Annotated in this window: 20 protein-coding genes and 1 pseudogene; 9 read left to right on the top strand and 12 right to left on the bottom strand. The window is 53.9% G+C overall.

The annotated features are described in order from the left end of the window. The 4 genes from KQI26_RS12770 to KQI26_RS12755 form a co-directional block, all read right to left on the bottom strand. A partial coding sequence (locus KQI26_RS12770) for a helix-turn-helix domain-containing protein (RefSeq protein WP_216504520.1) occupies positions 1 to 248 on the bottom strand: 248 nt, incomplete at its 3' end. 79 nt (positions 249 to 327) lie between these two features. After that, the gene (locus tag KQI26_RS12765) at positions 328 to 831 is read right to left on the bottom strand and encodes an AAA family ATPase (protein ID WP_216504706.1); all 504 of its coding nucleotides are present in this window, start codon (positions 829 to 831) and stop codon (positions 328 to 330) included. Beyond that, positions 828 to 1,307, bottom strand: a complete 480-nt coding sequence (ybaK, locus tag KQI26_RS12760) for a Cys-tRNA(Pro) deacylase (protein ID WP_216504705.1) — start codon at positions 1,305 to 1,307, stop codon at positions 828 to 830. Before ybaK ends, KQI26_RS12765 begins: the two co-directional genes overlap by 4 nt. 364 nt (positions 1,308 to 1,671) lie before the next feature. Beyond that, a complete protein-coding gene (locus KQI26_RS12755) occupies positions 1,672 to 2,784 on the bottom strand; it encodes a M20 family metallopeptidase (protein ID WP_216504704.1) in 1,113 nt (370 codons plus the stop codon). A gap of 234 nt (positions 2,785 to 3,018) precedes the next feature. On the opposite strand from KQI26_RS12755, the gene KQI26_RS12750 reads away from it, so the two are divergent. From KQI26_RS12750 to KQI26_RS12730, 5 genes are all read left to right on the top strand, one after another. After that, the gene (locus tag KQI26_RS12750; protein ID WP_118747525.1) at positions 3,019 to 4,218 is read left to right on the top strand and encodes an aspartate kinase; all 1,200 of its coding nucleotides are present in this window, start codon (positions 3,019 to 3,021) and stop codon (positions 4,216 to 4,218) included. A gap of 89 nt (positions 4,219 to 4,307) precedes the next feature. After that, positions 4,308 to 5,195 carry a 4-hydroxy-tetrahydrodipicolinate synthase gene (gene dapA / locus KQI26_RS12745; RefSeq protein WP_118747524.1) on the top strand — a complete coding sequence of 296 codons (888 nt, stop codon included), beginning with the start codon at positions 4,308 to 4,310 and terminating at the stop codon, positions 5,193 to 5,195. A gap of 20 nt (positions 5,196 to 5,215) precedes the next feature. After that, entirely contained in the window at positions 5,216 to 5,962 is a 747-nt protein-coding gene (dapB, locus tag KQI26_RS12740; protein ID WP_216504703.1) for a 4-hydroxy-tetrahydrodipicolinate reductase, read from the top strand. Continuing rightward, positions 5,959 to 6,669: a 2,3,4,5-tetrahydropyridine-2,6-dicarboxylate N-acetyltransferase gene (gene dapD, locus KQI26_RS12735; protein ID WP_371744153.1), complete on the top strand. Its 711-nt coding sequence runs from the start codon at positions 5,959 to 5,961 to the stop codon at positions 6,667 to 6,669. Before dapB ends, dapD begins: the two co-directional genes overlap by 4 nt. Before the next feature lie 259 nt (positions 6,670 to 6,928). Continuing rightward, a complete protein-coding gene (locus KQI26_RS12730) occupies positions 6,929 to 7,822 on the top strand; it encodes an EamA family transporter (RefSeq protein ID WP_216504702.1) in 894 nt (297 codons plus the stop codon). A gap of 35 nt (positions 7,823 to 7,857) precedes the next feature. Here the strand turns inward: KQI26_RS12730 and KQI26_RS12725 are convergent, their stop codons facing one another. From KQI26_RS12725 to KQI26_RS12710, 4 genes are all read right to left on the bottom strand, one after another. Further along, positions 7,858 to 9,492 (bottom strand): MerR family transcriptional regulator, encoded by a 1,635-nt coding sequence (locus KQI26_RS12725; protein WP_216504701.1) that lies wholly within the window; start codon positions 9,490 to 9,492, stop codon positions 7,858 to 7,860. An 86-nt stretch (positions 9,493 to 9,578) separates the two neighbouring features. Then, a complete protein-coding gene (locus KQI26_RS12720; RefSeq protein ID WP_216504700.1) occupies positions 9,579 to 10,526 on the bottom strand; it encodes a dihydrodipicolinate synthase family protein in 948 nt (315 codons plus the stop codon). Positions 10,527 to 10,590: 64 nt separating this feature from the next. Further along, complete coding sequence (locus KQI26_RS12715) at positions 10,591 to 11,673, bottom strand: glycerol dehydrogenase (RefSeq protein ID WP_253292842.1); 1,083 nt, start codon at positions 11,671 to 11,673, stop codon at positions 10,591 to 10,593. A gap of 144 nt (positions 11,674 to 11,817) precedes the next feature. Further along, complete coding sequence (locus KQI26_RS12710; RefSeq protein WP_216504699.1) at positions 11,818 to 12,879, bottom strand: acyltransferase; 1,062 nt, start codon at positions 12,877 to 12,879, stop codon at positions 11,818 to 11,820. 224 nt (positions 12,880 to 13,103) lie between these two features. Between KQI26_RS12710 and KQI26_RS12705 the strand changes: the two genes are divergently transcribed. After that, positions 13,104 to 13,601, top strand: coding sequence for an HD domain-containing protein (locus tag KQI26_RS12705; protein WP_216504698.1), 498 nt, complete (start codon positions 13,104 to 13,106; stop codon positions 13,599 to 13,601). Between the two features lie 43 nt (positions 13,602 to 13,644). On the opposite strand, the gene KQI26_RS12700 is transcribed toward KQI26_RS12705, so the two are convergent. Next, a complete protein-coding gene (locus tag KQI26_RS12700) occupies positions 13,645 to 13,950 on the bottom strand; it encodes a helix-turn-helix domain-containing protein (protein WP_204750062.1) in 306 nt (101 codons plus the stop codon). Positions 13,951 to 14,052: 102 nt separating this feature from the next. Between KQI26_RS12700 and KQI26_RS15820 the strand changes: the two genes are divergently transcribed. After that, a complete protein-coding gene (locus tag KQI26_RS15820; RefSeq protein WP_204750063.1) occupies positions 14,053 to 14,400 on the top strand; it encodes a DUF2752 domain-containing protein in 348 nt (115 codons plus the stop codon). Between the two features lie 13 nt (positions 14,401 to 14,413). After that, positions 14,414 to 14,749 (top strand): TM2 domain-containing protein, encoded by a 336-nt coding sequence (locus KQI26_RS15410; protein WP_253292840.1) that lies wholly within the window; start codon positions 14,414 to 14,416, stop codon positions 14,747 to 14,749. A 50-nt stretch (positions 14,750 to 14,799) separates the two neighbouring features. Here the strand turns inward: KQI26_RS15410 and KQI26_RS12685 are convergent, their stop codons facing one another. After that, positions 14,800 to 15,645: a LysR family transcriptional regulator gene (locus KQI26_RS12685; RefSeq protein WP_216504697.1), complete on the bottom strand. Its 846-nt coding sequence runs from the start codon at positions 15,643 to 15,645 to the stop codon at positions 14,800 to 14,802. 57 nt (positions 15,646 to 15,702) lie between these two features. Here KQI26_RS12685 and KQI26_RS15815 point away from each other — a divergent pair. After that, positions 15,703 to 15,951: pseudogene (locus KQI26_RS15815) on the top strand (SDR family NAD(P)-dependent oxidoreductase); the annotation flags it as partial. A gap of 159 nt (positions 15,952 to 16,110) precedes the next feature. Here KQI26_RS15815 and KQI26_RS15400 read toward each other — a convergent pair. After that, complete coding sequence (locus KQI26_RS15400; RefSeq protein ID WP_253292839.1) at positions 16,111 to 16,764, bottom strand: hypothetical protein; 654 nt, start codon at positions 16,762 to 16,764, stop codon at positions 16,111 to 16,113. Continuing rightward, positions 16,748 to 17,602, bottom strand: a complete 855-nt coding sequence (locus tag KQI26_RS12675; protein ID WP_216504695.1) for a permease prefix domain 1-containing protein — start codon at positions 17,600 to 17,602, stop codon at positions 16,748 to 16,750. Before KQI26_RS12675 ends, KQI26_RS15400 begins: the two co-directional genes overlap by 17 nt. Between the last annotated feature and the right edge of the window lie 10 nt (positions 17,603 to 17,612).

Here is a 17,612-nt window from a genome sequence, read left to right as displayed (position 1 = left end):
TCTTCTTCTACCTGCTTCGGCAACTGCTTTGGCGGACGACCCTTACTGCTGCGGCCACGCCGTTCGATGGCTAACCCTTCCGGCCCTTCTTCCAGGTAGATTCGCTCCCATGATTTGATCCGATCTCTGCTGTTTACCTCAAATCTACGACAGGTTTCGCTGTAACTCAATTTCTCTTCCTGCATGGTTTCAATCACCAGTTTTTTGAATTCTGGTGTATATCGTTTGTTTGGTACTCCTTTTGGCATAGCAAAACACCCCACTTGTTAGATAGTATATCATACTGTCTAACAAGTGGGGTGCAGTTCATTCCGGCAGTCCTTTTTATTATTCTCCCAGCTTTTCCAAAATCACACGAGCGGTCTTTTCCGGGGTGAGCTGAGAGGTGTCCAGGTGTTCTCCCTGCAGGCCGGGGTAATGCCTTCGCCGCTCCAAGGCTCGCTCCACCACATCTTCCTCCCGTGCGCCCCGGGCGATATCCCCCTGGAGCCGCTCTACCAAGGCTTTTTCCCCCGGTTCCAGATTGAACACATGGAGGGAAAACCGAAAGGAAGAAAGCCTGTGGAGCAAGTCCTCCAAAATGGCATCTTTGTGGAGAACCCAGGAAAAAAGCACATTGTCCTTCCCTTCCGCCCGGAGAAACTGGCCCAGGAGAAAGGCGATGTTTTTCATCACCATCTCCCGCATGGCTTCATCGGCGGTAAAAGGTTCCATCTTCCAGCACCAGTCCCCGTCCAGCCAGAAGGCGGGCTGCAAATAGGGCAGCAGCACCTGGCACAAGGTGGTTTTTCCCGCTCCCATAGGCCCCCGCACCACAATCAGCCGCTTCATTTGGCAATGGGGGCCGTCTTTCCCCCGCAAAGGCGCAGCAGATCATCGGGATGCACTTCCACCTGAAAACCGATCTTCCCGGCGCTGACGATGATGGTTTCACATTCCTTGCAGCTTTCGTCCACCACGGTGGGATATGGCCGCTTCATCCCCAAAGGGCTGCATCCGCCCCGGATGTAGCCGGTGACCTTCTGAAGATCCTTCACATGGATCATCTCCACCGATTTACACCCAGCGGCCCGGGCGGCGGCTTTCAAATCCAGCTCACCGGTACAGGGTACCACAAAAACCCGGTGTTCTCCGTCATGGCCCTTTGTCACCAGGGTCTTAAACAGGCATCGGGGGTCCACTCCCAACGCCTGGGCTACCGACTGGCCGTCCAGCGCTTCCCCGTGGCTTTCATAGGTGTGCATTTTGTAAGAGACCCCGGCGCTATCCAGAATACGGCTTACATTGGTCTTGATGGGCGACGGCATGAAAACTCCTCCCTTTTTGCAAACAGAAAAGGGAAAGGCGGTTTTCCCGCCTTTCCCCTGAGCGTGTCGAAAAAGCGGCTTAGGCCACTTTTTCGAGTTTTTGCAAGGGGCTGGCGGAGTGCCTCCGCTCCCATACTGCGCTCCCGCGCTGGGCAGGTCCGATGCAGAAAGGCAAAGAAAGTATGGCCGTCCGGCCACCGGACCAGCGGGGCGCCCCGCCCTTGAGAAGTGCAAAAAGCCACGCACAGGTCGCGCCTTTTTGCGGATTTATAGGGGTAGGGCGGACGACCCTTTTCGTTATATAGGTTTTTCGACAGTCTGAAGGGAAAGGCGGTTTTCCCGCCTTTCCCCTGCATATCGGTGCTTATTTTTCGTTGAAATAATCCAGCAGGCCCACAAAGGCTTTGATGCCGGCGGCCATGACAGTCTCGTCAAAGTCAAATTTGTTGTTGTGCAGGGAGGGCACATCACCCAGGCCCAGCCAGCCGAACACGCCGGGATACCGGGCTTCGTACTCGGAAAAGTCCTCGGCAATCATGGTCTTTTCCGCTTCCAGCAGAGTGATGCCCGCCTTTTCCATGGCCTTTTTGTAATCCTCATACAGAGCGGGATCGTTGTTCACCGGAGGATAGCCCTCGGTGAGGTGGACTTCGGTCTTGGTACCGAATTCCTTGTCCACATCAGCGGCGATCTCGTGAATGCGGCGCACCATGAAGTTAAACACATCTAGGGAGAAGGCCCGCACGCTGCCCAGGATGACCGCCTTTTCACAGACGATGTTCATGGCATCTCCTGCATCCATTTTGCCCACATGGAGCAGATACTCGGCATCGGGAGCCATTTCGTTTTTCTTCACCTGATACAGCCGGGAAATGATCTCCGAGGCGGCGGTCAGGGCATCGATGCCCAGATCAGGCCGGGCGCAGTGGGCGCTCTTGCCGTGGACGGTGATGGTCATTTCCGAGGTCTTGGCCATCATGGGGCCGGGACGGCTGCCGATGGCGTTCTTCTCCAGCTTGGGCCACACATGCAGGCCAAACACCTTGCTCACATGGTGCTTGTCCAAAGCACCGCTTTCGCAGATCACCTTGGCCCCGCCGATGCTCTCCTCGGCCGGCTGGAAGATCACCAGCACATTGAACTTATACTTCTTGTGGTTTTCCTCCAGATAATCACACAGGGCCAGCATCATGGCCATGTGGGCATCGTGGCCGCAGGCATGCATGCAGCCGTTCTGGCTGGCAAACGCAAGACCGGTCTCCTCCTTGATGGACAGGGCATCCATATCGCCCCGGAAGGCGATGGTATCCTCTGCGCCATTGTCAAAAAAGGCGGTATAACCGGTGCCGCAGACCTTCTCCACCTGACAGTGGAGCTTGGCCAGATGAGCGCCTACATATTCACTGGTCTTGAATTCCTGACGGGCGACTTCGGGGATCTGATGCAGATCCCGGCGATATTGAATATAGTTTTCCATAGGTATAACCTCCATTGTGCCGTTTGTGCGGCGATTGGGGAATTTCTCCCCAGGTAAATTATATCCTATCCCGCTTAAATCGCAAGAGCCGGAACTGTCTTTTCTTCACTCTTTCCGAAAAAACATGAAGTTTCCTCCCCTTTTCCCTTTCTTTACAAAGGCCTTGGGGGTATGATAAGATATCCTTAGACCCCTTCCTCCCCCTGCCGGAGGACATGAGAGGAGACGATCTTCATGCGATTGGTACATAAATACGGCGGCAGCAGCGTGGCCACCCCTGAAAAGATCATGGCCATCGCCCGCCGCCTGGCCCAACTGAAAAAAGAGGGCAAGGATCTGGTGGTGGTGTGCTCGGCCATGGGCAAGACCACAAACGGCCTGATCGCCCTGGCCCGGCAGGTCAATCCCTCCCCCTCCAAACGGGAAATGGACGCCCTGCTGTCCACCGGAGAAATCCAGACAGTGAGCCTGATGGCCATGGCTCTCCAGGCCCTGGGGGCGGACGCCATCTCCATGACCGGTTTTCAATCGGGCTTTATCACAAATGCCGTCCATTCCAAGGCATTTATCAAGGAAATCAACACCCAGCGGGTGGAGCAATATCTGGACGAAGGCAAGATCGTGGTGGTGGCCGGTTTCCAGGGCATCACCGAGGACGGCCACATCACCACCCTGGGCCGTGGCGGCAGCGATACTACCGCCGTGGCCATCGCCGCCAAACTGGACTGCCCCTGCGAGATCTACACCGATGTGGACGCCGTCTACCGGGTGGACCCCCGCATCTATCCCAACGCCAAGCCCCTCAGCCGCATTTCCTATGAAGAGATGATGGAAATGGCCGCCCTGGGCGCCGGCGTGCTGGAGACCCGCAGCGTGGAACTGGCCAAAAAATACGGCGTGGAGCTCTACCTGGGCCGCACGCTGGAAGAAGGAAAGAAAGGAACCACCGTTATGAGCCAGCAGGTATTTTTCGAAGAGATGCCGGTGACCGGCATCAGCATCAAGGAACACTGTGCCATCGTCACTTTCCGGCATATGGATTATAACGCCGGCACAGCGGCTTCCATCTTCCGTCTTATCAGCCGGAACAACATCAATCTGGACATGATCAACCAAACCATTCTGGACGGCAAGGTGGCCTTCTCCTTCAGCTGCAGCGATGAGCAAGCCGCCGAGCTGGAAGAAGCCCTGGGCCGTGAGCCGGAAGAAAAAGCCCTGGTTCTGGATATTCGCCGGGATCTGACCCAGCTGTCTCTGGTGGGCGTGGGTATGGCTACCCACACAGGCGTGGCCACCCGTGTCTTTGACACCCTGGCCCGCTGCGGCATCCCCTATTACCAGATCACCACCTCGGAAATCTCCATCTCCTTCACCATTGACAAGGAGAACAAGGAGCAGGCGGTGACCGCCCTGGCCCAGGAATTTGACCTTTAAGCAAACGAAGGGGAGCATTTTCCCTTTTGGCAGCTATATTGAAAGCAGAAACCTTATCTCCATCGGATCGATGAAAGGAGACCGATCATATGTCCCAAACCCTGCGCACCTTCAGCGGCTCGCTGGTGGCTCTGGCCACCCCCTTCGGCCCTGACGGTCAGGTAGATTACAAGCAGCTGGAAGCCTTGGTGGAGTTTCAGCTGGAGCACCACACCGACGGTATTGTGGCCTTGGGCACCACAGCCGAAACCCCCACCCTCTCCCAGGAGGAGAAAGACAAGATCGCCCAGACCGTCATCGGCAAAGTGGCCGGACGCATTCCGGTGATCGTGGGTGCCGGTTCCAACGACACCCTCCATGCCGCTGCTCTGGCCCGCCGCTATGAGGCCATGGGAGCCGACGGCCTGCTGGTGGTCACCCCCTACTATAACAAAGCCAACAAAAGCGGTATGCTGGCCCATTTCCGCACCATTGCCGACGGGGTCAACATCCCCATCCTGCTTTACAATGTGCCCTCCCGCACCGGCTGCTCCATTCCTCTGGATGTGCTGGAGGAGCTGTCCCACCACAAAAACATCGTGGGCATCAAGGAAGCCAGCGGCGACATCGCCTATGTCACCGCCGCCGCCCGGCTTTTGAGCCAGGATTTCTGTATGCTTTCGGGCAATGACGATGAAGTGCTTCCCTTGCTGGCCCTGGGCGGCAGCGGCGTCATTTCGGTGCTGGCCAACATCGCCCCCGATCAGACCCATGAGCTGGTGTCCTCCTATCAGTCGGGAGACATCGCCCACGCCCGGGATGTGCAGCTGAAATACCTGGAGCTGATCCACGCCCTCTTTGCCGAGACCAGCCCTGCTCCCTTGAAAGAGGCCATGAACCTTCTGGGCATGAAGGTAGGCTCCTGCCGTCTGCCCTTGGGCCCTGTAAGTGAAAGCACCCGCCAGCGGCTGGAAAAAGCCCTGACCATTCTGAAATAACAAAAAGGAAGTCAAAAAAGATGGAACAGAAGAAAATCGCTCTGGTGGGCTATGGAGCCATGGGCAAGCGCATTGCCGCGGCCATCCAGGCCCATGAGGGCTGGGAACTGTGCGGCGTCATCGATCCGTTGAATGAGGAATGCTTGTCCTCTCTTTCCCAGCTGCCGGAAAAACCCCATGTGGTCATTGACTTTTCCCACCCGGCCAATCTGGAGATGATCCTTTCTTACTGCCGGGAGCAGGAAGTGGCCTGCGTATTGTCCACCACCGGCTTTTCTCCGGCTCAGGAGGCCATGTGCCGGGAGCTTTCTGCCTATGCACCGGTGGTGCGCACCCAGAACACCTCCCTGGGCATCAACATCCTGGAGGAAATTCTGCGCACCATTACCCCCATTCTGAAAGACCGGTTTGACATTGAGATCATCGAAAAGCACCACAACAAGAAGATCGACGCCCCCAGCGGCACCGCCAAAATGCTGGCCCGAGCCATCGAGGAAAGCGGCGACTTTCCGGAGGTTCACGGCCGGGACGGCGTCTGTCCTCGGCAAAAGGGAGAGATCGGCATCCACGCCATCCGAGGCGGCACCATTGTGGGAGAGCACACCGTGCTCTTTGCCGGAGATGATGAACTGATCGAGATCAAACACACCGCCCTTTCCAAGCAGGTCTTTGTGGCCGGAGCCATCAAGGCCGCCGAGTTTGCACTGTCGGCCCCCAAGGGCTTTTATTCCATGGGGAACGCCCTGTTCCCCCACAACGCTCACTGAGGAGGAACGCTATGAACACCCAGGAAATCATCGACCGCATCCACACAGCCAAGAAAAAGACCCCGGTGAAGGTCTATCTTCAGGTGAAAGAACCGATCCCATTCCCCGAAAGCTGCAAGGTTTTCGGTGGCCCCTTCCAGGTGGTCTTTGGAGAATGGGCAGACATCGCCCCGGTGCTGGAGAGCAACAAGGACAGCATCATCCAATACGAAGTGGAGAATGACCGGCGCAACAGTGCCATTCCTCTGCTGGATCTGAAAAACATCAATGCCCGCATCGAGCCGGGCGTTACCATCCGGGAATGTGTGGAGATCGGCGACAATGCCGTCATTATGATGGGCGCTGTCATCAACATCGGCGCCGTGATCGGCGAAGGCACCATGATCGATATGGGCTGCGTGCTGGGCGGCCGGGCCACTGTGGGCAAAAACTGCCACATCGGCGCAGGCACCGTGCTGGCCGGCGTGGTAGAGCCTGCCAGCGCCCAGCCGGTCGTCATTGAGGACGATGTGGTCATCGGCGCCAACGCCGTGGTACTGGAAGGCTGCCGGGTTGGCAAAGGAGCCGTGGTGGCCGCCGGTGCTGTGGTCATCAGCGATGTGCCTGCCGGTGCTGTGGTGGCCGGTATCCCCGCCAAGATCATCAAGCAAAAGGACGAGCGCACCCAGTCCAAAACCGCTTTGGTGGACGCTCTGCGCAGCCTGTAAGAGCATTATTGTGAAAAAATCGCGTCTGCAAAATATGCAGACGCGATTTTTTTGTCCCTTTCTCTTGTGCAGGGCACCAATTCATAGTAAAATAAACCGGTTCGCCATTTTATTTCCAGAAAGGAGGGGCGCTCTGTGAAGCATCACCCTTGCAAGCGGATCCAATGTTGGCACAATACTCGGTTTCCCCGCAGACCGCCCCCGGCTGTCCTTTTCTCCATTTTTAACAAATAAAAAATAAGAAAAGGATGTTTGATACATGAATTGGTTTATTCTGGCGCTGATCGCCATTTTGTTCTGGAGCGGCTCTGATCTTTTTTCCAAAATGGGTTCCAAATCCGACGATATTTATAGCCACTGGAAAATGATCATGGCCGTGGGTACTGTCATGGGTATCCACGCCATTTATCTGATCGCCACCGGCACCCCCTTCTCTTTTGTGGACATCATCACCTATCTTCCCGCCTCCTTCCTCTATATCCTGGCTATGATCCTGGGTTATGCGGGCCTGCGGTATATTGAGCTGTCCATCTCCTCGCCGGTGTGTAACTCTTCCGGCGCAGTGGCCGCCCTTTTGTGCTTCTTTATCCTGGGCGACACCATGGGCGCCATGCAGTTTTTCGGCGTGGCTCTGGTGTGCATCGGCGTTTTCGCCCTGTCTGTCATTGAAAAGAAAAAAGACGACACCATCCGCCTGCAAAGCGGTCTGTCGGCAGACAAAAAATACACCCGCAGCGTGTTGGCCATCGTCTTTCCCCTGCTCTATTGCCTGATCGATGGTCTGGGCACCTTTGCCGATGCTCTGCTGCTGGACCGGGCCATTGCGGAAACTCAGGCCAACATCGCCTATGAGCTGACCTTCCTGTTCATGGCTGTGTGTGCCTTCATCTATGTGGTGATCATCAAAAAGCAAAAGATCACCCTCTCCAAGGAAAAGCCCAAAATGCTGGCCGCTCTGTGCGAAACCGCAGGCCAGTTTGCCTATGTATTCGCCATCGGCGCCAACGCCATTGTGGCCGCGCCCATGATCTCCTCTTACTGCATCGCCTCCCTGTTGTGGAGCCGTTTGCTGCTGAAAGAAAAACTGTCCAAAGCCCAATACCTGGTCATCGCTATTGCGGCGGTGGGCATCGTCATCCTGGGCCAGGAATAATCAAAAAAGCGCCGCACAGCGGCGCTTTTTTGATACTATAATCCGATCCAGAGAAACAGCAACATTCCAAAAATGCAGAGCACAAGGCCCACTTTGCGCAAAGAAAAACCCCGTCTTACTTCATAGGCGGCCGGGCAAAGATGCAACAGATCCCACAGCACCCACACTTTTTGAGGAAAGATCGCAAGAACCAGACCAGACCCCAGCATCAAAGCACTCAGGGGCCACAGAACCAACCGGGGCCTTGTGCAGGCATCCTGCTGGATCTCAATGGAAAAATCCGCCTGATAGCTTTCTCCCCGCTGCAGCAACACCCCATTTGCATCTCCCAAAGGCACATTGGAGCCATCGGTGACCACATGGCAGCGGAAGCGCACATCCTCTTTTTCAAAAAGGAATGAATCCGTGGCGCTGCGTTGGATTTCTTTGGCTACCGGACGGACCCACAAAGCCAGCGGGTCAGCTCTTCTCTGTGCTCCTTCCACGGCCAGGCTGGAAAGCAGCATGATCTCCCGACCGGTGGCGGCCACCCCGATTCCCTCCTCCTGGATGGAAAAAGCAACCCCTGTGAGCACGCCTTTCTTTACTGTATAGGTAAACTCAGGGTGAGGCGCCCGGCTACCTTCAACAGAATAGTCCATGGCGATGTTTTCCCACCGGCCCTGGGCATTCAGCTGCCGCCCGTAGTCCATATCCAGATGCTGGGCCAAGGCGTTGTAATTTTCCGCAAATTCTTCCACCGTGAGCGGCAGGCCATTGGGAACCCGCAGCCCCTGGCGCTGGGCTGTGACACTGATAAGAGCCATGATCAGTCCGCAGGCCACAAAGGCCAGCGCCCGCACCCATTCCTTATCCTCCCGAAGGGAAAGAACAGTTTCCTCTTCCCAGGGCTGCTTTTCCAGGTTTCTTGCCCGTCGGAAACTGCACCACGAACACCATAAACTCACCAAAGGCAGGTTCAGCCCCAGGCCATGAAGCAAAACCTTCCATGTGCGTCGCAAAGCCTGTCCATAGGATAGATATCCTCCTTCTTCCCCTTGGATGTGCAGCCCCAAAATGGCTTTTCCCGGCGTCGTCCCCCACAGATGAAGGCACAATGGCTCAAAAAGAAGCAAAGTCAAGGCAGACAAGCAGGAAAAGAGATACCAGTGTATTCCTTTCAAGGATAAAACATCCACTTTAAAAACCAAAGTCAACAGCAATTCCCAGGGCAGTGCACAGATTCCGGTGTCCAGCCCCCGGGCCAGATACCGGAGTGCTGGAGAAAACACCGGAGCCGGCCTGTCCTTTTTAAGGGTTTCCTCCGGATCTTCCAGCTGGGCCAGGTACCGGGGCGCATCCAAAGCGGCAAAGGCAATCCCCGCTTCCTCAATGCTGCGGCACACTTCCCTGGCTCGGACCAGAGCCTGCTCCCGACTGTCCAAGCGGTATGCATTCTCTCTCAGCGCCTGAGACAAAGACCGCGCCCCCGCCTGGATCTCACCGATCTCCTCCAAAGACACTCCCAACGCCCGCAGCAATTTGATCCGCAGCAGCTGCTGCACATCCTCCTGGGAATATTCCCGGTAGCCGTTTTCCCTCCGTCGGGGGGAAATCAATCCTTGCTGTTCGTAAAACCGAACGGTAGCCCGCTCCATATTGCACAGCTTTTCCACTTCTTTGATGGTCATATATCCCGCCTCCTTCCCCTTTTGAGGCCAGTATAAAGGATAAAGCCCCTTGACAGTCAAGGGGCTTTATGGTCAAAAATCTGTTTTTATACCAGTTTCGCCTTTTCCAGGATGGCATCCACCTGTTTTTGCTGTTCCTCGGTCAAAGGCAGCAGAGGCGGGCAAGGCTCTCCCCCCTGGTATCCCAGCTTATTGCAGGCATACTTCAAAGCGGGAACCCCCAGTTTGCCGGTGACACAGGCATTCACCGGGAACATCCTCTTGTAAAGCTCCAGGGATGCGGCATAGTCCCCCGCTTCAAACAGGCGCTGCACCTCCACACACTCCTGGGGACAGCAGTTGGCCAGAGCCATCACCGAGCCTTTGATGCCGATGGCCAGGGCCGGATACCAGGCCGAAGCCGTGCCCACCAGCAAATTGAATTCCGGGTCCAGACCCTGGGTCATAAAGGAGATCAACTGGGCGATATTCCCCGAGCTGTCCTTCATGCCGATAATGTTGGGATGATGAGACAGAATGGAAGCCGCCCGGGGAGAAATATTCACATGAGTAAACTTGGTCACATTGTAGATCAGAATGGGAATGGGGCTTTCGTCGGCCACCTTTGTAAAGAAGGCGATAAGGGCTTCGTCTCCCATCTGGTCCCCGTAATAATTGGGGGTGAGGACCAGGGCGCACTGGGCCCCGGCTTCGGCGGCCTTCTTGGTCAGGCGGATGGTGGCCTGGGTGTTTTCCAGCCCGGTTCCCGCCATGAGCAATTTGCCCGGCGCTTTGTGCTGGGCGGCCATGCGGATGAGCTCCAGTTTGTCCTCCTCTTCCAGATAAGGAGTTTCCCCGTTGGAACCCAGCACCAGATACCCGGCCACGCCAGTGTCATTCCATTTTTCAATGTTCTTCCGGAAGGCCTCAAAATCCACCTTCCCTTCCTTGGTGAACGGCGTGATCACCGGGGGCAGTACACCGTGAATTTCAAAAAACTTGCTGGCCATGGCTTCATCCTCCCTTGGTTTTTGGGTATTTTCTCCAAAATCCATGGTAGCATCTCCCCAGCTTTTCGTCAAGATGAAAGAAGGAGGAGCATTTGCTCCTCCTTTTCTCTTATTTCTGTTGGGCCGACAGGGCATCCACCGACAGAAGCGCTTGCTCCAGATTCTTCGGGCTGATTTCCCAGGCCATATTGTGGATGGACTCGCCGGGGGCGCAGGCCTTTTCGGCGGCAATGATCACCCGGCTTTTGTCGGTGATCCCCATTTCCGCCAAAGTCACAGGCAATCCCACCGAGCGGCAGAACCGATGCACCTGCCAGAATTCTTCTGTGGGACCATCCTCCAACAGCAGCTGAGCCAGAGTGCCATAAGCCACCACTTCACCATGCATGGCGGTGAGCTCTTCCAGAGCGGTAAAGCCGTTGTACACCGAATGAGCCACAGCCAGACCGCCGTTGTCGGCGCCTACACCGCTGAGATAGGTGTTGGCTTCCACAATGGCCTCCACGGCCGGAGTCAACAGGCCTTGCTGGGCATCCACCTTGGCCAGAAGCCCCTTATCCTGCAAGGTATCCCAGCACAACCGGCACAGTGCCATGGCCGAGCGGGTCACGCCGCCATTTTCCAGGCTGGGTGCATGATTTCTCTCACAGACCCGGGCCTCGAAGAAGGTGCCCAGGGCATCTCCCATGCCGGAAACCAAAAACCGTACCGGGGCCTTGGCGATAATGGAAGTGTCCACAACCACCACATCCGGGTTCTGGGGATAGAACAAATAGCTGTCGAAGGTGCCATCATCCTGATAGATCACCGAAAGACCGGTGCAAGGGGCATCGGTGGCGCAAACGGTGGGGATGATGACTACCGGCTTATGCTGATAGTAGGCCGTGGCCTTGGCGGTATCGATGGCGCTGCCGCCGCCTACACCACAGACCACATCGATTCCCTTTTCCTGAACCAGACGGCCCATTTTCTCGATTTCCCCACGGGAGCTGATGCCGCCAAAGGTTTCAAAATAAATCTGGGCTTCCGAGGAGGCAAAGCTCTGACGGATTTTATCCTCTGTGGCTTTTCGTCCACTTCCGCTGCAGATAAACAGGAAGCTCTTTCCCAGATTTTCTACATTCTGACGCAGTTCCAGCAATGCGTCCTCGCCCTGCACATATTTTGCGGGGGCCCGCATGAGTTTCAGCATAAGAATCACTCCTTTGTCTCCTATTGTAGTCTCTTTTGTCCTGTTTTCAAGAAGCAGATTCCATAAAAAAACACAGGGGATTTGGTCAATTTGTCAAAAGTTTAACATAGACCTTTTCCCTGTGTTTGATTGATTTTTCCGTGCTTACATTCCGTACTTTCGCAGGAAGGGGATGTGGCTCATAATCCATGCTGCAAGGAAACTCAAAAGGAACACCAAAGCGGTAGCCACCGGCACAGCCACCAGCGGTGTCCAGGTGGCCGCATTCAGCCCCAGAGCCACCAGACGGCTGTTGAAAAAGGCATGGACCAGATACATTCCAAAGGACAGCTGGGAAACCTTGAGGCAAAAGGCCAGCCCCCGTTTTCCCAAGCGATTTCCATGGCAATGCTCTTTGAAAAAGAGGAAAATCCCCACCGACATCATGGCCACATTGGGAGTGACATACAAAAACCAGGTTTCGTTGGGGGCATTCCAATCCAGGCTGGCCGCCACCGTCATGCCCCAGGTCCACAGCGTCCCCAAAATCCCGGCGGCGTAAATGAGCTTTTTCACTTTCGGAGTAAAATCATAGGTTTTGAAGTAATATCCGGCCACAAAATAGCCGATATATCCACCCAGCATCTTCAGATCCAGCCGATACACCACACCGCTGACCACCTGCCCCACCTGAGTGCCGTTGAACATGGGCAGAAAGAGAGTAAAGACAAAATAGAGCAGCAAAAAATACTCCAGATCCCGCCGGCTGGCCCCTTTGATAAAGAGCCGCAGGATGGGAGTGATGAGATACAGGCCCATGATCATATAGATAAACCACAAATGATAATGGCCAAAGGCGATGTTGGTGATGATCTGCCACAGGGAGTCGGGAGTGCCGGCCCGGCTGTTGAGCAAGGCAGTATACAGGGCATAGAAGGTGGACCAGATCAAAAAAGCGGCGGCAATGCGGGGCAGATTCTTGCGGAAAATGCTTTTATAGGTCACATTCCGCTGAGGGTCCAAAAAGAACATGCCGCTGAGCATGACAAACACCGGCACACACCAACGTACCAGGCTGTCAAACCCGTTGAGGATCTGCCATTCTGTGCTGTGCACATCCATTCCCGGCCAGTTGTTCCCACACACATGAACCACGATCACCGCAACCATGGCCAAAGCCCGCAAAAGGTCGGCATACAGCAGCCGACCCGTGGTATTTTCTTTCATTCTCTTTTCCCCTTTGTCTGGAATAGTACCAGTATAGCATATCAGCCGCCGGAGGAAAACCGGCCATTCTATAGCCTGATGGCTGTTTTTCCTCAAAAGTTTTGCTTTTTGTGAAAAAGAGGAGAAAAAAATCCCCTTTCCCTCTTGCATTTTTGTAAAAACTGAGTAAAATGATTCATTATCCCTAAAGGATTTTTATTTTATCCATTCAGGAGGTTATATAGATGAAAAACGGCGAACTGATCGGCGAGATGATTGCTTGGGAGGAAGGCTCCCCCAAGCGGATCAACCATTTTCTCAAGGTCTATGGCTTGGCCAAGGCCATCGCTTCCCGTGAGCAGTTGAGCTCCACCACTATGAACATCGTGGAAACCGCCGCCATTCTCCACGATATCGGCATCAAACCCTGCCTGGAAAAATACAGCTCCTGCCAGGGCCCCCAGCAGGAGGAAGAAGGGGAAAAAGCCTGCCGGGCTCTGATGGAAAGATGCGGCTACACCGACAAGGAGTTTGTGGACCGGATCTGCTGGCTGGTGGCCCACCATCACAGCTATGACAATGTGCAGGACATCGATCTGCAGATCCTCATCGAGGCCGATTTCCTGGTGAATCTGGATGAAAAGCAGGCCGATGAGGCCGCCATCGAACAGGTGCGGGACGACCACTTTAAAACAGCCACCGGAAAGAAGTTCCTCCAACAGCTGCTTCTCAGCAAGAAATAATGTGAAAATATCAAAAAAGGCTTCGGTAAAACCGAAACCTTTTTTATTTTTTCTTTTCTTCCGCTTCTTTTTTTAAAATACGGAAATCTTCCACCACTTGGCGTAAATGCGTTACTACCCCCGGGGGAAGTCCGCTGACATCAATAAACTCTTCTTTTTCCAGTCCCAGCAAATAGTCAGTAGAAACCGAGAAAATATCTGCCAGTTTTTTCAGCATCTCAATAGACGGCTGGATATTATCATTTTCCCAATTAGAAACACTTTGCTTAGTCACACCTAAGCGCCTGGCCAATTCCACCTGACTCATTCCTCGGACCAACCGCAATGTGCGAATCTGATGGTTTAACATGAGAATCCCTCTAGTCAAATATTAGAATACTATTATATCAATATTGATTGACAAAATAAAAATACTGTGGTATATTTATTTTGTACCAGAGAGGTGGCCTTTATGCTCCAATTTTCTTGGAAAACAGTCAGAAATCATCTTATTTTTTTGAGCATATTGGGTTTATTGTGTATCTGGGGATGTCCCCTGCGCAGACTAACGGGAATTTCTTGTCCTGGCTGTGGTTTAACCCGGGCATGGCTTTCTTTTTTGAAGGGACAATGGAACCTAGCAATCTCCTATCACCTCTTCTTTCTTCCCACACCTTTTTTTCTATTTTTATTTGCCCACAGTTCTTGTTATTTCGAAAAAAACTGTTCTTGGATACGCTCATCCTGTTTTTGCTTTTTTTCTTTGTTGTTCATTTATCATTTGTGCCGTTTGTGGCTTTTCCACATTTTATTGGAATAGGAGAGGATTTGAAATGACGCAGGACAAAGTAGACACCTACATCATGACCAATCAAAAGTACTTACCAGCAAAGAAAATCGTTTTTCTCAAGCAAAAACTTCTGGAAATAGACGAAACTAAGTTTTCCTTGGTCTCAGCTGTGGAAATGAAAGATCCCACCACCCTTTTGCTGGTATCCATTTTTCTGGGCACTTTGGGAATTGATCGCTTTATGCTGGGAGAAACCGGTATGGGTATTTTGAAACTCCTTACCGTGGGCCTGTGCGGTGTATTGACCATTATCGATTGGTTTACTATCCAGAAAAAAACCCAGGATCTGAACTTCAATAACCTGATGTTAGTTTTATAATAAGAATTACAGCGTAAATAAAAAAGGCTTCGGCAAAACCGAAGCCTTTTTTATTTTTGCCCTTCCAGGCCGCAGCACTCCTGCAGCGCATCGATAAACTTTTGAGCCGCCTTGGAAAAGACCTGGTACCGCTTCCAGATGATGGACGCCTCCCCTTCCATCCGGGGATACAGGGGGCGAAAGCACAATTTGCTGTCGCCGCTCACATTGATCAGCTTGTCAAAGCACAGCGCATACCCCAGTCCTTCCTCCACCAACAGCGAAGCATTAAACACCAGGTTGTAAGTGGCCACCACCGACAGCTCTTCCGGGTCCTTCCCCATCCACCGGGACATGGGCCAATGGTCGCTTTCCTGGGCCGAGACGATCAGCGGCTTATCCCAAAGATCCTCAGGGGTGATGTACTCTTTTGAGGCCAGGGGAGAATCCCGGCGCATCAGCACGCCCCAGGTGTCCCGCACAGGCAATTTGATGGCATGATACCCAGCGGTGTCCACCGGACCGTAAATGACCCCAAAATCAATAAGTCCCCTGTCCAGATACTCCTTTACAAAAACAGCGTTGCCGCTGCGGATGTGATAGTGGATGCCAGGATATTGTTTTTGCAGGCAGCAGGCCGCCTTGGCAAAAATGCGGATCAAATCCGATTCCCCAGCGCCGATATACACATCCCCCACAATGACTTCGTCGGAATAGGCGATCTCCCGCTGTGTCATATGCACCAGTTCCAAAATCTCCTCGGCCCGCCTGCGCAGGATCATCCCTTCCTGAGTGAGCATCACCTTACGGGAGCCTTTGCTGCCCCTAATGAGCAGCTGCTTTCCCACTTCCTCCTCCAAGGCTTTCAGCTGGGTAGACAATGTGGGCTGGGCCAGCTGCGGTATGGGCCAAACCATGGCCGAGCTTTTCGCTGAGGAAGGAACGGCCGTCGTCCTCACCGCCGGGGACAGGAAAAACTAGACCAGGTGGTGGAAGGCATCCGGGCCAAAGGCGGCCGGGCCATCGGCGTGACAGCCGATGTGTGTTCCTCCGAGGACACCAAGTGGGTTTTTGAAACAGCTTTAGAGGCCTTTGGTGATGTGGATATTCTCATCAACAACGCCGGTATCGGCGAACAAAAGATCATCGACGAAACCGACGACTGGATGCTTTATGTGATGAACACCAATCTGGGTGGGCCTATGCGCTACATCCGGGAAGCATTGAAAATCTTCCTTTGCTTCGGATTGTATCCAGTGCGGCCATTGCAACAGCCGCTGTCCCTTCCATGTGGATCAGATGGCCCGCATGAAGGAGATCAACCGGCATTCCGGTTTGTAAAAAAGAAAAGCACGGCGTATTTCAAGATACACCGTGCTTTTTTATACCCCATAGGAGCTTTCGGCCAGCAGATTTCCCCCTTGATCATAAGCCCGCACTTCTATTTGATAGCGAAGCGTTCTTTGCTGATAGGACAGATCCTGGGGACTGTTCAGATCAAAGAAAAAACCCAGCCATTCTTCCTCTGTCGGCCTTTCTCCCCGGCAAAGAAACAGGCTTCCCATTTTTTCTTCTCCTTCAAAAAAGACCTGCACCGGCTCATCGTATCGGGTGTCGGTAAGCACCCCTTCCACCCGGTGTGTGCCCTCCGGCGCCCAGGCAAACAGCAGCAGAGAGCCTTCCAGATTGTCTTCCCACATCACCGGAACCACCTGGAGTTCCTGCTCCCGGTAATAGCGCACCAAATTCCGGCCGCTCCACCGAAGAAAACCCATTTTCTGGGCCACACACACTTCCAGAAGATCCTTTCCCTCAGCCAGCACCAGCCGGTCTTTGTCTTTCAGTCCCACAGGCAGCGTATCCAGATAATCCACCTTTTCCACCATGTGGACCTGCTCCTGCCAGCGGAGAGCCTGCCGGGGCGTCAGGGCCGGATAGCCCTGGGATGCCCACCAAAGCCACAGAGCCAGAAGGGCCAGAAGCACATTGCGCAAAGTTCGCAGGGTGCGATGATATACTTTAGGAGGTCTTTTCATACTCTGTCACCTCCTCCAGAGGGATGCGGATACGGAATGTATTCCCTTCTCTTTCATAAACCAGATCCAGCCATTGGTTTTTGAGAAATTCCTCCCGCTGGCCATAGTCCATATACATGGTGAGGCGGCATTCCTGCCAGAAAAACAAAGGACGACTGCTGCTGATTTGCAGCAGAGGCTGGCTGTAATCGGCATCCGGATGCCAGCTGCCCAAATAAACCTGTCCTTCGCTGCCTTCTATGGAAAGATAGGGGCTTAGTTTCGGCTCACTCAAATAAAAGAGGGGGGTATAGCTGCGAAGGGTCACATTCAGCTCCAGAGTCTGCCACACCTCCAGGCCATAATTGCCCGTATATATATCGGGATAATGGGGGTTCCAGGTATCCTGCAAGGTGGCCTCTTCGATCTGAAAGGTATATGCTCGCAATCGGACCTTTTCCGAAGGGCCTCCCTGCTTCAGAATCTCCTGCCGGTCTGCATGGAACATTTCCTCTGGCCTGGGCCGGTAAAACTGATCCCGCAGCTCGTCAATGGGCCACAAGGCAAAAAAGGCCAACACCAGGGAGATCCCCAAAAACCATTTGGAAAGCATCCACAGCCACCCCAGCAAGGGAGAATGGGCTTTGTCCAGCAAAATGCCGATTTCCTCCGCATCGCCCATACGCTTTACTGCTTCTTCGGCGGCCTGGGCTCCTTCCATCCCTTCTTCCTCTTCCAGCAAAGCGGCGCTGTCCTGGAGGTGGGCCAGAAGCTCTTCATATACCCCTGGCCGGTCGGGACGAAACCGGATTTTTTCACAAACAGCATTGCAAAACCTTGCAAACACCGGCCTTGCCATGGTATTCCCT

The sequence above is a fragment of the Intestinimonas sp. MSJ-38 genome (assembly GCF_018917925.1).
GTDB lineage: Bacteria > Bacillota > Clostridia > Oscillospirales > Butyricicoccaceae > Pseudobutyricicoccus.
The sequence above is the reverse complement of the archived record's forward strand: the minus strand, read 5'-3'. Positions and strand labels throughout refer to the sequence as shown.

What these genes read in the sequence shown, in the direction of transcription:
- KQI26_RS12765 (WP_216504706.1), bottom strand. Translation starts at nt 831, where the DNA reads ATGAAGCGGCTGATTGTGGTGCGGGGGCCTATGGGAGCGGGAAAAACC.
- ybaK (WP_216504705.1), bottom strand. Translation starts at nt 1,307, where the DNA reads ATGCCGTCGCCCATCAAGACCAATGTAAGCCGTATTCTGGATAGCGCC.
- KQI26_RS12755 (WP_216504704.1), bottom strand. Translation starts at nt 2,784, where the DNA reads ATGGAAAACTATATTCAATATCGCCGGGATCTGCATCAGATCCCCGAA.
- KQI26_RS12750 (WP_118747525.1), top strand. Translation starts at nt 3,019, where the DNA reads ATGCGATTGGTACATAAATACGGCGGCAGCAGCGTGGCCACCCCTGAA.
- dapA (WP_118747524.1), top strand. Translation starts at nt 4,308, where the DNA reads ATGTCCCAAACCCTGCGCACCTTCAGCGGCTCGCTGGTGGCTCTGGCC.
- dapB (WP_216504703.1), top strand. Translation starts at nt 5,216, where the DNA reads ATGGAACAGAAGAAAATCGCTCTGGTGGGCTATGGAGCCATGGGCAAG.
- KQI26_RS12730 (WP_216504702.1), top strand. Translation starts at nt 6,929, where the DNA reads ATGAATTGGTTTATTCTGGCGCTGATCGCCATTTTGTTCTGGAGCGGC.
- KQI26_RS12725 (WP_216504701.1), bottom strand. Translation starts at nt 9,492, where the DNA reads ATGACCATCAAAGAAGTGGAAAAGCTGTGCAATATGGAGCGGGCTACC.
- KQI26_RS12720 (WP_216504700.1), bottom strand. Translation starts at nt 10,526, where the DNA reads ATGGATTTTGGAGAAAATACCCAAAAACCAAGGGAGGATGAAGCCATG.
- KQI26_RS12715 (WP_253292842.1), bottom strand. Translation starts at nt 11,673, where the DNA reads ATGCTGAAACTCATGCGGGCCCCCGCAAAATATGTGCAGGGCGAGGAC.
- KQI26_RS12710 (WP_216504699.1), bottom strand. Translation starts at nt 12,879, where the DNA reads ATGAAAGAAAATACCACGGGTCGGCTGCTGTATGCCGACCTTTTGCGG.
- KQI26_RS12705 (WP_216504698.1), top strand. Translation starts at nt 13,104, where the DNA reads ATGAAAAACGGCGAACTGATCGGCGAGATGATTGCTTGGGAGGAAGGC.
- KQI26_RS12700 (WP_204750062.1), bottom strand. Translation starts at nt 13,950, where the DNA reads ATGTTAAACCATCAGATTCGCACATTGCGGTTGGTCCGAGGAATGAGT.
- KQI26_RS15820 (WP_204750063.1), top strand. Translation starts at nt 14,053, where the DNA reads ATGCTCCAATTTTCTTGGAAAACAGTCAGAAATCATCTTATTTTTTTG.
- KQI26_RS15410 (WP_253292840.1), top strand. Translation starts at nt 14,414, where the DNA reads ATGACGCAGGACAAAGTAGACACCTACATCATGACCAATCAAAAGTAC.
- KQI26_RS12685 (WP_216504697.1), bottom strand. Translation starts at nt 15,645, where the DNA reads ATGGTTTGGCCCATACCGCAGCTGGCCCAGCCCACATTGTCTACCCAG.
- KQI26_RS15400 (WP_253292839.1), bottom strand. Translation starts at nt 16,764, where the DNA reads ATGAAAAGACCTCCTAAAGTATATCATCGCACCCTGCGAACTTTGCGC.
- KQI26_RS12675 (WP_216504695.1), bottom strand. Translation starts at nt 17,602, where the DNA reads ATGGCAAGGCCGGTGTTTGCAAGGTTTTGCAATGCTGTTTGTGAAAAA.